Origin of the sequence: Marinomonas shanghaiensis, assembly GCF_003259175.1 — a bacterium.
Classification (GTDB): Bacteria; Pseudomonadota; Gammaproteobacteria; order Pseudomonadales; family Marinomonadaceae; genus Marinomonas; species Marinomonas shanghaiensis.
The window spans coordinates 1-14,432 of record NZ_QGOK01000003.1 but is presented as its reverse complement, the minus strand read 5'-3'; the positions used below and the strand labels follow the sequence as shown (position 1 = coordinate 14,432).

Sequence of the window (14,432 nt, the reverse complement as noted above, 5' to 3'; positions counted from 1 at the left end):
ATGAATTTACTAAGTGTCAGCAATCTCTACGTCAATTTTCACACAAAAGAGCGCGAACTCGCCGCTCTTATTGATGTTAGCTTCACACTAAACCGTGGAGAACGTATCGCCATTGTGGGGGAATCTGGCGCTGGAAAATCGGTGTTGGGATTCTCTATCGTGAATCTCATTGGCAAACCCGGATACATCGAGTCTGGTTCCATTAAACTAGAAAACAAAGAACTGACCAAAATGAGCTTGCGTCAGCTACAGGAAGTCCGTGGCAAACGCATTGCGATGATATTTCAAGACCCTATGATGACGCTGAACCCTGTACTAACGATTGGCGATCAGTTGGTCGAGACCATTCGCAGCCATACCAAAATTTCTTACAAAGACGCTCGCAATATTGCGATCGAAAAGCTACACCATGTGCAAATTGCCTCACCTGAGAAACGTTTTAACCAATACCCACATGAGTTGTCTGGTGGCATGAGACAGCGAGTCATTATCGCCTCTGTTTTATTGTTAAACCCTGACATTATTATTGCGGACGAACCAACCACCGCACTAGACGTGACTATTCAAGCGGAAATCCTTCAGCTGCTACTAACGATTTGCCGAGACAACGGCGTGGCCTTGGTGCTTATTAGCCACGATCTAGGTGTAGTATCAAAAGTGGCAGAGCGAACCTTAGTCATGTACGCAGGTCACGTCGTTGAAGAAGGCCCAACTCTAGAAATCATCAATGACCCGCAACACCCTTATACACAAGGCTTACTGAATGCCCTACCCCAAATGACCCTACCGGGACAAAGATTGAACCAAATTCAGGGCAGCATGCCATCCTTAGCAGAGCGGCCATCGGGTTGTGCTTTTCACCCTCGTTGTCCCTATGCAACGCAAAAATGCCGCCAAGAACAACCGAATTTCATTTACAGCGGTGTGTCCAGTGTGGCCTGCTTTCTGGTGGAAGATATGCTCAATGAGTTTGCCGAGCAAGATCAGGAGACACATTGATGGCCACCCCTCTTATTCAAATTAGCGGTTTGGAAAAAGCTTTCACCACAAACGAAAGCTGGCTGAGTCAATGGCGCTTTCATCGGGGCAAACTCCGCCGACACAAAGACAGCATACATGCGCTTAATGGCGTCAACCTCACCATAAACCAAGGTGAGACCGTATGTGTAGTGGGTGAAACCGGCTGTGGTAAATCCACATTAGCGCGCGTCATCATGGGCTTAACTACACCCAGTGCTGGTGAAATCCATTATCTTGATCAACGCATAGATCATTTAAACAATCGCCAACGCATGTTTTTTCGCCGTCGTATGCAAATGGTATTTCAGAACCCTTATGCATCGCTAAATCCCAGAATGACGGTTTATCAAACGCTCAGTGAACCAATCTCGTTCCATAATCCGCAGCTTTCTCAGTCTCAGGTAGATGAACAAATTGACGAGTTACTGGAATCCGTTGGCATTTCTGCCTCAAGCTCAGACCGCTACCCGCACGAATTCTCTGGCGGACAACGGCAACGTATCAGTCTTGCACGCGCACTCTCAGTTGAGCCAGATTTTATCGTCGCCGACGAACCTTTATCCGCATTAGATGTATCGGTACAAGCTCAAGTTCTTAATTTAATGATGGATAAACAAGAAGAACGCAATCTCAGCTATTTGTTTATTACCCACGACCTAGCGGTGGTAGAACATTTCGCTACGCGAGTTGCCGTGATGTATTTGGGGCGAATTTGTGAATTAGCCCCAACGAAAACGTTATTTAGCGCCCCGAAACACCCATATACCAGAGCACTGTTGTCTGCGATTCCACGCTTAGACAGCAATACTGCGCAGCCGATTCGCTTGATTGGCGAAGTACCAACCCCTGTAGAAAAGCCTATTGGTTGCGTATTTCAAGCTCGCTGCCCCTATGCAAATCAACGCTGTTACGAACACTCTCCCGCCATGACATTACAGCGTGATGGCAGCAGCGTTGCCTGCCATGCGATTGAGGAGGGAAGACTATGATTCTCTCAATGTCACTTACACACACCACCCTGCGTGTTGGGGAGGTTGTATGGAAATAAGATGGCTAGAAGACTTTATTGCGCTGGCAAAAACACGGCATTTTTCTCGTGCTGCGGATGAGCAAAACGTCACACAACCCACTTTTAGTCGACGCATAAAATTGCTCGAAGAAGAAATGCGCGTTACGCTGATAGACAGAAACACACTGCCCTTATCGCTCACGCCTGCTGGGGAGGTCTTTCTTCAAAGTGCAGAGCTGATCACGAGGCAATTACGAGATGCCAAAGAACGCTGCCAAGAAATTCGCAAACAAGAAGAGTCGCAAATACGATTTGTAACAACACAAACATTGTTTCTCAGTTTTTACAAAGACGTCATTGAACCGTTTTGTCAAAGTATCAACCTTGATTTAGACATCAACATGAAGTCAAGCTCATGGTTAGGTATTGATTTTGTCAACGCGTTAATGGACCAACAATGCGATATCATGCTGTGCTACTGGCATCCAGCGATCAATTTCATTCGCGCCCTTGATGACGAACAATACGAGCATTTGGTCATTGCAGAAGAGACTCTTATTCCATGCAGCGCAACAGACAATACAGGGCAAGCCAAATTCATGTTACCAGGGTTAAAAAGAAAACCGCTTCCTTATATTGGCTATTATGAAAACTCTTTCTTACAGCCTGTGATTCATCATCACCTACAACGCCAGCGGGACATCCCACAGCTACAAACGCTTTCTGAGAACTATCACTCAGTCAGCATCAAAGCCATGGTAAAAGAAGGCTATGGCATAGGCTGGATCCCTAGACGCCTTATGCTAGACACCTTGAACTATGGCAAAGTAGCGCTGGCAGGGGAAGCCAATTGGAATATTCCATTAGAAATACGCTTATACCGATCAAGATTCAATCAAAACCCTAATCTCACGCAATTTTGGGAGACATTAAAAGAAAAAGTACGCAAAGATGGTGCTCTGTCGTGACGTTACAGGGCATCTAGCGGATCTTAACAAGGTTTATCTTGTCATCAGACTACAGCGCTTGTTGATTCAAGGCGACAATCATAGGATCACTCGCTAAAGAATCCGCACCAAGCGCTTTACTAAACAGATAACCTTGACCAATGTCGCAGCCGTATTCGCGCAATAATGCAAGCTGCTCCAAACTTGTAATACCCTCTGCAATGACCTTTAAATGCAAACTATGGCTTAAACTGATAATGGCGTTTGTCAGTGCCGCATGACTTTTGTCATGCACAATATCGCGAATAAACACCTGATCTATTTTGACATAATGAAACGGAAGATCTTTTAAATAACTCAAACTCGAGTAACCTGTACCAAAATCGTCTATAGCAAGGCGTATTCCAATCTGACTCATCTCATTGAGAAGCTCGGCACAAATTGTCGCGTCTTCAATTAAAATAGACTCAGTCACCTCCACCTCCAACAAACTGGGATCAATTTGGTATTTTTCCAGTAATGCCACGAGCTTGGTTAAAAAGTCCGATCGTTTTAGCTGCGCCGCAGAGCAATTGATAGCAATAGGCGGCACTATGATGCCCTGCTCTTGCCATTCCAGAATATGGCGAAAAGTTTGCTCAAACACCCACTCACCCAAAGGCAAAATGATACCGGTTTGCTCCGCAATTGGGATAAATTCTGCTGGAGAAACACAACCCAACTCATCATCATTCCATCTTAATAAGGCCTCCATTCCCACGCAGCGCTCAGTCAAAAGATCCACTTTTGGCTGAAAGTGCACTTCTAAGCTCTCGTTGCGTAAAGCCTGCCGTAAACGCGTCTCGATTCTGACATTGCGAGCAAACTGACGACCCATTTCACCATCGTAAAAATAGTAAGTGGCCCGGCCTGCTGATTTGGCTCGATACACCGCCATGTCAGCGTTCTTCATTAAGGTTGCCGCATCCAAACCAAACTCAGGATACACGGCAACACCAATAGAACAGCCGATATTCAGCGTTAACTCATCAACAAGGTAACTCTGACTCACATGATCAATCACATTTTTTGATAAAGTCACCAGATAAGGCTTGTCCTGATCATGATCGAGAGCCAACAAGACAAGAAACGCATCGCCCCCCAAATACCCAACCACCGCTTGTTTTGGACAAACAGACATCAGACGTTGTGCCACATTAACCAGTAATTTATCACCGATTTTGTGGCCGAATGCATCATTAATGGTTTTAAAATGATCGAGATCCAAGACTAACGCCGCTAATTTTTTATCTTGCGCATGACTTGTCACAATTAACTGATTCAACTCTTGCTGAATTTGATAACGACTGAATAACCCAGTAAGTTCGTCTATTTCGATGCGTTTATTGATCGACTCAAGGATCGCATAATAATTCAATAGGAATTTTTTGGTATAAAAAGACAAGCCCAAAGCCAAGAGACTAAATACCCACAATGGACTCAATTCCCACGGCATAAGGCTGGCGACAATACCGCACACAAAAACAGTACAGAAGACAATATAGTGTGTGTTTTTATTTTTCACATTATTCCTTGAAGAAGTCATCATCTGCTCGTCAACTGACCGTAAACAAAATACGCCCTAATACAACTATATCTATACTAACGTCCACTTTACCTAAAAATAGCGAAATCGACACGGAATAAATGACGAAGCAAAGTATTTATAGTCGTTTTCTGGTATCCTCTGTCCATTATTTATTCTATCGAACGAGCCTCTTGTGATCCAATTTCAACACGCACTAAACAATTTGTTACCGACCAAACTTACCGCACTGCTTTCAGACATGGGTTTCACCACCTTCACCCCGATTCAAGAACAAAGCTTGCCCGCTATCATTGATGGCAAAGACATTCTGGCTCAAGCACAAACTGGCAGCGGTAAAACCATCGCCTTTGCGATTGGCCTTCTACTCAAGATCAATCCGCGCTTTTTTGGTGTTCAAGCTTTGGTAATGTGCCCAACACGAGAATTGGCTGATCAAGTCTCAAAAGAGATACGTAAAATAGCGCGTTTTCAAGACAATATTAAAGTCTTAAGTTTGTGCGGTGGTATGCCGTTTGGCCCTCAAATAGGCTCTTTAGAGCATGGCGCTCACATTGTTGTGGGCACACCTGGTCGACTAATGGAACACCTGCGCAAAGGTTCGCTCAAACTCAATGCACTGAACACGCTTGTATTAGATGAAGCAGATCGCATGCTAGACATGGGGTTCATTGATAGCATACGAGAAGTGGTAGAATTAACCCCAAGCAACCGTCAGACATTACTCTTTTCCGCGACGTATGGTGACGGAATTGAAGCCATCAGCACAGAGTTCCAAAACAACCCTATTAGTATTAAAGTTGAAGCCCAAGAAGACCTAAAGCCCAATATTGAACAGTTCTTTGTACGCAGTGAAAACCAAGACAAATGTGAAACACTGCTGGCCACATTGCAGCACTTTGAACCACGTCAAGCCATTGTATTTTGTAATACAAAGGCTGAATCACAAGTCGTTGCTGATTGGCTGGCAGAACACAAAGTCGCTGCACAGGCTATACACGGTGATCTTGAACAGAGACAGCGTGATCAAGTATTGGTGCGTTTTAGCAACCAAAGCAGCTGTGTATTGGTCGCTACTGATGTGGCCGCTCGCGGTATCGATGTAAAAGAAATTGACTTGGTAGTGAACTATGACACCACTCGTGATACAGACGTTCATACACATCGTATCGGTCGTACGGGCCGTGCTGGCGCAGCAGGTGTTGCCGTAAACCTTGTGACCGCCAAAGACGATTACAAAGTTCGTGACATTGAAACACGCTTTAACACCACAGCGAATTTCATTGAATTGGGCGACATTGACCCTCACTACCGCTTGATTCCACAAAAAACTACCATCTCCTTTGATGCCGGTCGAAAAAACAAACTTCGCCCAGGCGACATACTCGGTGCCTTAACCGCGGGTCTGGGATTAGATAAATCGCAAGTTGGTAAAATCGATATTTTTGATTTTCATGCTTATGTCTCTGTTGACAACGAAGTGGCCAAAACCGTCGTAAAAGAGTTCGAAAACAAAAAAATCAAAGGCAAAAACATTCGCGCAAGAATCCTCAGATAAGAAAAGCGACACCAATGTCTAAATCATTTTCTCTCACATGGTTCACTTCCCCGACAGCACAAGCTGTCGGCTTTCTCTTGGGGGCAATTATCATAGGCGTATCGACTCTTACGCCAGCCGAATATCTTCCTCCAGCCCCAGGTTCTGACAAACTGCATCATTTACTTGGTTTTGGTGGCTGGACTCTGCTCTGTGCTTTTGGTCCGATGAAACGCTTTATTGTTATGGCTTCCTTTATTGTCTTTTTGGGGGGAGTAATAGAACTCATCCAACCCTATATCAACCGCTACGGCGAATGGTTTGATTTCTATGCAAATAGTTCAGGCGTCATTTTCATTGTCCTTAGCAAACTATTATTAGGACGTTTTTTAAAACACTCTCTCTAAATAATCCTTTTCAATCAAAAATAGTTTGCTGAAAGACAGAAAAAGACCTGTTAAAGTATAACCAACCGGTCAAATATTTTTTTGAAAAAGACATCCACTCAATATTAAAGAGAGATTAGATGAGCTATTTAAAAGCTTGGCGTGCCGCCATTGTTCACTGCATCGCAGACCCAAAAGATGTCGGTATAAAGGCGGCTTATGAATACTTTGAAGATGGCTTATTAGTCATTCAAGACGACAAAATCCACGCTATTGGTGAGGCAGCCGATCTATTGCAAACGCTGCCCAACAATACTCCCATTGAACACTATCCCGACGCCGTTATCACTCCAGGGTTCATCGATACTCATATCCATTACCCACAAACCGATATGATAGGCTCCTACGGCGAACAGTTGTTAACTTGGCTTAATACATACACGTTTCCGGAAGAAAGCAAATTTGCCGACAAAGTCCATGCTCGTGAAGTCGCCGATCGTTTCCTCAAAGAATTGTTACGCAATGGCACGACCACTGCGTTGGTGTTTGGTACGGTACACAAAGTCTCTGTCGATGCTTTTTTTGAAGCCTGCGAAGTGCATAACTTACGCATGATTTGCGGCAAAGTCATGATGGATCGAAATGCACCGGATTATTTAACCGATACGCCAGAAACCAGCTATCTAGAGAGTAAGCAACTGATTGAGACTTGGCATAACAAAGGTCGACTCCATTATGCCATCACCCCCCGTTTTGCACCGACCAGCTCAGATGAGCAGTTACAATTAGCGGGCAAGCTACTTAGCGAATACGACGATGTGTATATGCACACGCACCTGTCTGAAAACAAAGATGAGTGCGCTTGGGTACAAGATTTATTCCCAGAGAGTACGAACTATTTAGACGTTTACGATCAACACAAACTGCTAAGCGAACGTTCTGTATTTGCTCACGGCATTCACCTTTGCGACAACGAATACCATAGACTACACGAAACAGGCTCGGCAATTTCTTTCTGCCCAACCTCGAACCTGTTTATTGGTAGTGGTTTATTCAAGCTTAATAAAGCAGAAGAGCATAAGGTCAACGTGGGCCTTGGCACAGACATCGGTGGTGGAACCAGCTTTTCCATGCTACAAACCATGAACGAAGCCTACAAGGTCATTCAGCTGCAAAATGAAAACTTAAACCCAATCAAGTCTCTGTATTTATCGACCTTAGGTGGGGCGAGAGCGCTCCGTTTAGAAGACAAAATTGGTAACTTAACGATTGGTAGCGAAGCAGATTTTGTCATTCTTGATAAAAAAGCCACACCACTGCTCACATCACGCTTGGCCTTATCAAAAGGCATCGAAGAGACGCTTTTTGTCTTTATGACTATTGGTGATGACCGCGCAATTCAAGCGACTTATTCCGCCGGACAATGCGTACACCAACGCTAAAATCGACTCATCTTCATCCAAAAGCAAAAAATGACCACTTTACTCATCTATAAAAGCGGTCATTTTTTTATATAATCTCTGCACTATTTTCTAAGGTCAAATGCCATGAACTCTCTTGCTACTGTCGCCCTTGGCGCGTTTGCTATTATTTTCTTTTGCTTAGCTTTGATGATTGGGCTCATCGTCCTAAAAAAATACAAAGCAGAGCAAATAAGACTGAATCAACTCGCAAGAAAAAAAGCAGAGCAAAATAAAGACAGCCACTGAAGACCCGCTGCTATGGATACAGGCGAACGATGCCGCTTTTACCTTCCATATCGCCCACAATCCACACCTTCTCAAAAGCATGAGGAACAGGGACAGTGATAAGATGCTCCAAGGCTTTTATGTCTTCTTTACTCCAAGCGGGATGAGCATTTCGAATCACCAGCCAGACACGCTTGGTGTCGTAACGCTTAGCGGCTTTATTTTCTAGAATTCGGTTCAGAGATTGCAATAACCGTTCATCGGCAGGTTGCTCTTTTAATGCCCGTAACACACCACGCGTCGTATCCGTCAGGTCCCGCCCCAATATTTCCATGGCCTCTTCTTCTGAACCATAAAGGTGAGCAATTTCCAAATCCAACCGTTCACCTTCCAACATACAGGACACATCAGGGCGAATGGGATCATTGTGCCATATGTGACGAATAGCCTTACCCGTATTGCGCTCATAACAACGCATAAAAAGCTTAGCCGCTTGATGCTCAAGAGCAATTTTTTCTTTCTCACTGCTGTGCATAATCAATGCCTCTTGGCAAAGCCAGATAGGCCATCACGGCACTGTCACGTACACGAGATCCCACATGATATTGCTGCGCTCTATAGTGTTGACAATATTCTATAGCATCGCCTTGACCATGCAAAAATTCATTATGAGGAACACCGGATAAAACCGTTTGCCATTGCTGTAACAAGGTTTTCGGAGGGGGTGGCAATGTGGGTAAAATACGTTCCGCGGCTAAAAATTCATTAGCCATCGTCATCGCCAACATATCATCATTCGCTTCACCAACCCAACTAACACCATCGTCACGCACATACACCATAGGCATAAAAGGCGCGAGTGCCGGGCAAACATCATTACGATAAACGTCAACGCCCCAATACATTTGAGCGACTTTTACAAACTGTTCGAAACTCGATATGTGTGAAAAACCCGACTCGGCCAAAGGCAAAACCTCAACTCTCGGTTTATTTGGATTCACGGTATCATTCGAAACATCCAAATACCACTCACCAAGCGTCATGGCATTTTGAAAATACACGCCACGTAAATCTCCCCATATTTTCTTTAACACCGCCCCCTTATCAAGCGCATCTCGTATTAAGGCTATCCCCTCTCCTTTTGGTTGCTGAAGTTGAGTTTGTAATTCGGCAAAAACCGCGTCGCGGATTTCTTTACAACGGCCTAAAGGGTATATTTTACGCCCAAAGTAGGGATAACGAGGAACAAGATCTAAATCTACCGTTAAACGTAGGTTAGCCAGATCTTTGACCACTGCATCAATCTGCGCAGTCGTCCAAGCAATCGTTACGTGATTTTTCTCTTTCATGTTATTCATTTCATTTTATGATCGACATCTGGCCTGACTTAAAAGCCCGACTCACGAATAAATACACCGTAGAGGTAACGCAAACCATCCACGAGAAAACTGGTAGGCTCAATCGCCAAACTGACCATACCAAATTGTTGCCGGTTAAGCGGCATGCTGCCTTGTAATGTCAGATGCACTTCATATGTGGCCATTTCAGGGATCAATTCATCCTCTAATTTTTGCGTGGCTATGGCACCACCATAAACAGAAGCAAGCCCTGGGTACTGTAGACGTTTCACCGCAATCGGTATCACCTTATCAATAAGCAGGCTAGCCGCCAACGGATTACCATCATTTCCCATAAATGAAGCCATCTCATTGTGGTTCAAAAGTGGAATAAAACGACCATCTATATAGGCTTTAACCATCAGACTTTCATCGTCATACAGTGTCGCTAAAGCTGAACGCTCATTAACATAATCGCCAACCGTTAATGGCAACCACTCCCCTATATAACCATCATAAGGCGCTTTAATCGCAAGCCTTTCTCTTTGGTCAAGCAAGGATTGTAGGCGAGATTGCTCCCTCGCTATCTGTACTTGTAGACTAGAAAAGGCATCCAATATGCCCGCACCGGATCCCGCTCGCTGCCAACTTATTTGCAACGCGTTCAGCCTAGACTGAGTCAACACAATTTGCTGTTCAACATCGGGAGACTCTAGCAATATCAGTAACTGCCCTTGCTTTACCTTTTCATTTGGCGCCACCTGCCAAGCAACGACTTTACTCGCCTCACTCGGGTAAAGGGTTTGATGACGCTCAAACGTGACGACCGCAGGCACACTAATGTGCGTTTTCCAGGGTACAATCAGCAGGAGCAACCCCAGCACACATACCAATAACGTCATTGTAGTTGCACGATTAAACGACATATTTTTTCTCAAACTGATCCAAACCTTTACTTCTTTCACAATTGGCAGCAGCACGAACCAAATAATTTCTACCAAAAAAAGAACAATGCCTAATACTTTAAAAGCGAAGTAATACACCAAAGCAGCAATGCCTAAAAATAAGAAAAACCGGTAAACCCAAGTGCACCAAGCATAAGTCACCATCAAAGCACATTTTTTACGATTTAAAGGTTCAGGTGGTAAAAAGCCAAAACCAAATAATCGCTCTCGCAAGAACCACTTCCCGACTAAAAAAGAGCGCGGCTGAAGGTTTTCCATACCCAGAAAATCTGACAAGGCATAATAGCCATCAAAGCGCATAAAAGGGCTAATATTAATCAATAGTGAAGAGACCCAGCTGGTCGTAGCCACAAAAAACAACACACCACGCAGCCCACCATCAGGTACGATGGCCCATAAAAATGTCGCCACGCAAGCAATGTAGATTTCAACTTTCACTCCTGCGGTTACGATACTTAGCCGCTGAAAGCGCGAGCGTAAACGCCAAGCATCCGTTGTATCAGTATACAAAATAGGTGTCATCAATAAAAACGCCACCCCCATCGAGCTGACTCGACAGCCATAGCGTTTCGCCACCAACGCGTGCCCTAATTCATGGGCGGTTTTCACCAAAACCAAGGCCAAAATGTAATACACAATCGCCGATACATTGAATAAATCTTGAAAAGTATGGGTAAAGGTCTCCCATTGTCTCAACACCATAACTAATCCAAGTGCGCCTAACACCAAGGCCACCCTGTCTAAACGCCATTTAAAAAGATACTTGGCCATTGGATAGTAGCGATTTAAAAATAAATCGGGGCGAAACAGTGGGATTTTGATGAACAAATAATTGTGCAGAAGCCATGATAAAAAATGCTTTTTATGTTGGCTGACTTCGGCTCGCAGTCTTGCCAAGTCTTTTTCACTTCGGGCTTCCAAGAAATGATTCGACTCCAAGAAACGCAGAAAATAGTCAAATTCCGCCGCTTCGACCTCGATACCCTTTTGGGCGAGTCGAGACAGTAAATCATCAGCATGACTGGCATAACGCCACTCTCGAAAAATATAAAAAGCCGTTCGAGACAAATAATAAAATTTATTACTCAGCGGATCAAAGATCTGCCAGCGAGGCTCCCCCTCTTCATCAGGCGGAGCTGTCAATAAAGACAAATTTTGACGCAATATCGGGAGTGCTTTCACTTCCATCTGAACCGACACCTACCACCCCAAAAATTGACGGACGAAGGTAATAGGACGACGCAACAGATAATACGCTAACGACACCTCGTCACCATACAGCTTCGCCGTACCACGCAGACCAATTCTGGGCGGCTGAGCCTCACTCTGAATATCCGCCACAATACGATAAGCAATGATTTGATCTTGGGTTAAATTCGGCTCAAAAGACGAATAGTTCACCAGAAATGGAATAGGGTTTAAAGGATCAGTATCAAGAAATAGCGTCACTTCGTTACCGTGATTTAGTGAAATAGCATCGGTAACCGGCAACCTAATCTCTAATTGTATATTGTTCGGGTCCGCTATCGACAAAATACGCTCACCAACAACAACCGGACGCCCTTTCCATTTTTCAGGATCATCGAGCACCACAGTACCCGCTTTATCTGCCACAATTTGTGTCTGGTCTAGCTTTGTTTGCAAATAATTCCGTTCAATCGTTTTAAGCGCGACTTGAGACTCCAGTTCAGCCAATTCCGCTTTTTTTCGACGATCAACGTAACCAGCTTGCTCTGTGGTTCTCAGCTCCGCCAGCGCCCTTTCCAATTCTCGCTGCGCAACGTCAAAACTCCCTTGATACTCGGTTCGGTCCATCATAACCAAGGGCTGCCCTGTGCTGACCACATCACCCGGTTTTACCATCACCTCACGTACCGCACCAGCAATCGCAGACGTCACTAAAAGAGCATCTTTTGCAATAATCTCGGCAGGCGCTAGAACCGTTAAACGAACCGGCACAAAACCCAGTAAAATCAACACAGCCGCCGCAGCCAAACTGACCTTCTTAGACAGAAAACGACGTCGCCATGCTCCCCACCCAGAATGATGAACAAACATCTGCATAGCATGAGCGTAACTCGAAGCCAAATGTTTCAACAGGCCTATTTCTTTTTCTGTCCATGGCTGAGATTTCGCCAACCAAAGTACTCCCACCCTTTGATTGGGTTTAGAAGGAATCTGCAAAGGCAGCCACAACATATACGGAGACGTAAAATCGTTCAAATCATTCAATAGTGACGATGGCAAATTTTTTGTCTCTATCGTATGAACTTTGTTCACCTGATCCGACGCATTCACAATCGCTGACACCTGCTCCAACCAGGCACTAAAGGGCGTGGTTCGATCAACCAAAGCGATGTCACTTATTGCGTGTATCCTTAGAGATTCCAGTTCCGTCCCCGACAAATACACAGCTTGCTGATAAGGAACTAAATCTCTCGTGGTGTTGACTAAAATAAAACCCAGGTCCGTCGCCGTTTCACAACAACGAACCTGCTGCTCTATTTGTAACAATTGAGCAATTGCATTTTCAGACATAAGTTAAGAAGCCAACAGCTTCATCAAGCCGCTCCCATAATCGTCGTACTGCTCCGCAGCAACAGATAATTGATCATCCAACGACATATAAACAGAAGTGATGTCTGTTACCGTATCCGCTGGTGCGGTTTGAGATAAACTCTCCAAATCCACCTCTATTTCCAATATCCGCACATTGCCACCGGCATCCACTGCGTTAATTTTTAACGTAATGGTTCCTTGTCCTGGTGGCGGTGTCATGGTCACTTCACCCGTCGTTGGGTTAATTTCAACCCAATCTGGAAGCTGTGTCCCGTCTGCCAACGTACCACTGTAACGAGCAAGAGCGGAGGTATCGGCAATGGTAATAGAAACTCGCTCTCCTTGCGGCACAATGGTTGCCACTGTTAAGCCTGTCGTATTCGTCGATACTCCACTGGCTTCAGAGACTTGAACTTGACCATCGGCGCCCACATTCACAGCCACTCGGGATTCAGAGACCACGACCGTATTTGAGCCAGCCGCCTGTCCCGCATTAGGTGCGTTGTTTACTGGCGCCTCAACTACCGGCTGAGCCTGACTAACACCAGCCGATGCTGCTACCTCAGTAAAGCCCCTTGAGCCTCCAGACGTTTCAACCACCCCTGTTGGCAAAGCATTAGTCGACGTCACGATATCCGGCGCCGTAAAACCTGTATTTTGAGTGGGTACAATTGGCGTAGCATCAACCGGTGAACTAGCAGGTGCTTGCACTGGCGCAGGATTCAAGGTCAATGTAACAGGTACTCTAACTTGAGCACCATCGATATCGGTCGCGACAACCTGCAGTGTATTAACGCCTTCAAAACCACCTCGAGGTGTTCCAGATATAGTTCGCGTTGCAGCGTTAAATACCAAGCCTGTTGGCAGGTTTTCAACACTCCAGACCAACTGATCATTGGCATCACGATCGCTAAATAAATTTGCCGGCAAGGTCACTGGTGTGAAGATCTGGCCTGACGTACCAGACATATTCGCCACTGTGCCAGAAACAATCGGTGCGTCGTTGGCGCCATCGATCTCAAACACCGCGGTGGTCATTCCTGTAGCATTACCGTCCGTTATTTGAATCGTAAAACTATCTGTAACAGATTGACCACTGGTCAAACTTTGTGTATTAGCCGCATTATTGTTCAGAACATAGCTAATGACATCTGTCGAGGTTGTTATTGTCGCTGTTCCATAAGTCCCAACTCTAGAATAAGTGGCGCCATTATCCGTTGTTGTCCAACCGTTATTTGTTAAAAACACCGCATCGTAACCAACAACACCGACTGTATCGACATCACTCTTAGTCAGCGTAATCGACGCATTATTCGTCCCCGTAGTGGCATTGTTTATACCGCCTGCTTCAACTAAAGTCGCTGTTGCTGTACCTGCACTTAGAGTCGGTGTGTTATCG

At 45.0% G+C, this 14,432-nt stretch carries 13 protein-coding genes; 7 read left to right on the top strand and 6 right to left on the bottom strand.

Features of this window, described 5'->3' with window-relative positions; all coding sequences use genetic code 11:
* Genes DKT73_RS00335 through DKT73_RS00325 form a run of 3 tightly spaced genes read left to right on the top strand, consistent with a single transcriptional unit; the run spans position 1 to position 2,997 of the window.
* A complete protein-coding gene (locus DKT73_RS00335) occupies positions 1-999 on the top strand; it encodes an ABC transporter ATP-binding protein (protein WP_111636638.1) in 999 nt (332 codons plus the stop codon).
* On the top strand, positions 999-2,009 hold the full coding sequence (locus DKT73_RS00330) for an ABC transporter ATP-binding protein (protein WP_111636637.1): 1,011 nt from the start codon (positions 999-1,001) through the stop codon (positions 2,007-2,009). Before DKT73_RS00335 ends, DKT73_RS00330 begins: the two co-directional genes overlap by 1 nt.
* A 49-nt stretch (positions 2,010-2,058) precedes the next feature.
* A complete protein-coding gene (locus tag DKT73_RS00325) occupies positions 2,059-2,997 on the top strand; it encodes a LysR family transcriptional regulator (RefSeq protein ID WP_111636636.1) in 939 nt (312 codons plus the stop codon).
* Positions 2,998-3,046: 49 nt separating this feature from the next.
* Here the strand turns inward: DKT73_RS00325 and DKT73_RS00320 are convergent, their stop codons facing one another.
* Positions 3,047-4,540, bottom strand: coding sequence for a putative bifunctional diguanylate cyclase/phosphodiesterase (locus DKT73_RS00320; RefSeq protein ID WP_198666504.1), 1,494 nt, complete (start codon positions 4,538-4,540; stop codon positions 3,047-3,049).
* Between the two features lie 196 nt (positions 4,541-4,736).
* Here DKT73_RS00320 and dbpA point away from each other — a divergent pair, with 196 nt between their 5' ends.
* From dbpA to DKT73_RS19990, 4 genes are all read left to right on the top strand, one after another.
* Positions 4,737-6,119, top strand: coding sequence for an ATP-dependent RNA helicase DbpA (gene dbpA / locus DKT73_RS00315; RefSeq protein WP_111636634.1), 1,383 nt, complete (start codon positions 4,737-4,739; stop codon positions 6,117-6,119).
* A gap of 14 nt (positions 6,120-6,133) precedes the next feature.
* Positions 6,134-6,505 carry a VanZ family protein gene (locus tag DKT73_RS00310; RefSeq protein ID WP_111636633.1) on the top strand — a complete coding sequence of 124 codons (372 nt, stop codon included), beginning with the start codon at positions 6,134-6,136 and terminating at the stop codon, positions 6,503-6,505.
* 119 nt (positions 6,506-6,624) lie between these two features.
* Positions 6,625-7,926: a guanine deaminase gene (guaD, locus tag DKT73_RS00305; RefSeq protein WP_111636632.1), complete on the top strand. Its 1,302-nt coding sequence runs from the start codon at positions 6,625-6,627 to the stop codon at positions 7,924-7,926.
* 105 nt (positions 7,927-8,031) lie between these two features.
* The gene (locus tag DKT73_RS19990) at positions 8,032-8,193 is read left to right on the top strand and encodes a hypothetical protein (protein ID WP_157959135.1); all 162 of its coding nucleotides are present in this window, start codon (positions 8,032-8,034) and stop codon (positions 8,191-8,193) included.
* A 10-nt stretch (positions 8,194-8,203) separates the two neighbouring features.
* Here DKT73_RS19990 and DKT73_RS00300 read toward each other — a convergent pair whose 3' ends face one another.
* The 5 genes from DKT73_RS00300 to DKT73_RS00280 form a co-directional block, all read right to left on the bottom strand.
* The gene (locus DKT73_RS00300; RefSeq protein ID WP_111636631.1) at positions 8,204-8,707 is read right to left on the bottom strand and encodes a hypothetical protein; all 504 of its coding nucleotides are present in this window, start codon (positions 8,705-8,707) and stop codon (positions 8,204-8,206) included.
* Positions 8,694-9,521: a hypothetical protein gene (locus DKT73_RS00295; protein ID WP_198666503.1), complete on the bottom strand. Its 828-nt coding sequence runs from the start codon at positions 9,519-9,521 to the stop codon at positions 8,694-8,696. The genes DKT73_RS00300 and DKT73_RS00295 overlap by 14 nt, the downstream gene beginning before the upstream one ends.
* Positions 9,522-9,559: 38 nt before the next feature.
* Positions 9,560-11,674 (bottom strand): site-2 protease family protein, encoded by a 2,115-nt coding sequence (locus DKT73_RS00290; RefSeq protein ID WP_157959134.1) that lies wholly within the window; start codon positions 11,672-11,674, stop codon positions 9,560-9,562.
* The gene (locus tag DKT73_RS00285) at positions 11,675-13,012 is read right to left on the bottom strand and encodes an efflux RND transporter periplasmic adaptor subunit (RefSeq protein ID WP_111636628.1); all 1,338 of its coding nucleotides are present in this window, start codon (positions 13,010-13,012) and stop codon (positions 11,675-11,677) included.
* 3 nt (positions 13,013-13,015) lie between these two features.
* Positions 13,016-14,432, bottom strand: a 1,417-nt coding sequence (locus DKT73_RS00280; RefSeq protein ID WP_157959133.1) for a putative Ig domain-containing protein, incomplete at its 5' end; no start/stop codon positions are given.

Coding starts and splice junctions, on each gene's coding strand:
- DKT73_RS00335 (WP_111636638.1), top strand. CDS start 1: ATGAATTTACTAAGTGTCAGCAATCTCTACGTCAATTTTCACACAAAA.
- DKT73_RS00330 (WP_111636637.1), top strand. CDS start 999: ATGGCCACCCCTCTTATTCAAATTAGCGGTTTGGAAAAAGCTTTCACC.
- DKT73_RS00325 (WP_111636636.1), top strand. CDS start 2,059: ATGGAAATAAGATGGCTAGAAGACTTTATTGCGCTGGCAAAAACACGG.
- DKT73_RS00310 (WP_111636633.1), top strand. CDS start 6,134: ATGTCTAAATCATTTTCTCTCACATGGTTCACTTCCCCGACAGCACAA.
- guaD (WP_111636632.1), top strand. CDS start 6,625: ATGAGCTATTTAAAAGCTTGGCGTGCCGCCATTGTTCACTGCATCGCA.
- DKT73_RS19990 (WP_157959135.1), top strand. CDS start 8,032: ATGAACTCTCTTGCTACTGTCGCCCTTGGCGCGTTTGCTATTATTTTC.
- DKT73_RS00300 (WP_111636631.1), bottom strand. CDS start 8,707: ATGCACAGCAGTGAGAAAGAAAAAATTGCTCTTGAGCATCAAGCGGCT.
- DKT73_RS00295 (WP_198666503.1), bottom strand. CDS start 9,521: ATGAAAGAGAAAAATCACGTAACGATTGCTTGGACGACTGCGCAGATT.
- DKT73_RS00285 (WP_111636628.1), bottom strand. CDS start 13,012: ATGTCTGAAAATGCAATTGCTCAATTGTTACAAATAGAGCAGCAGGTT.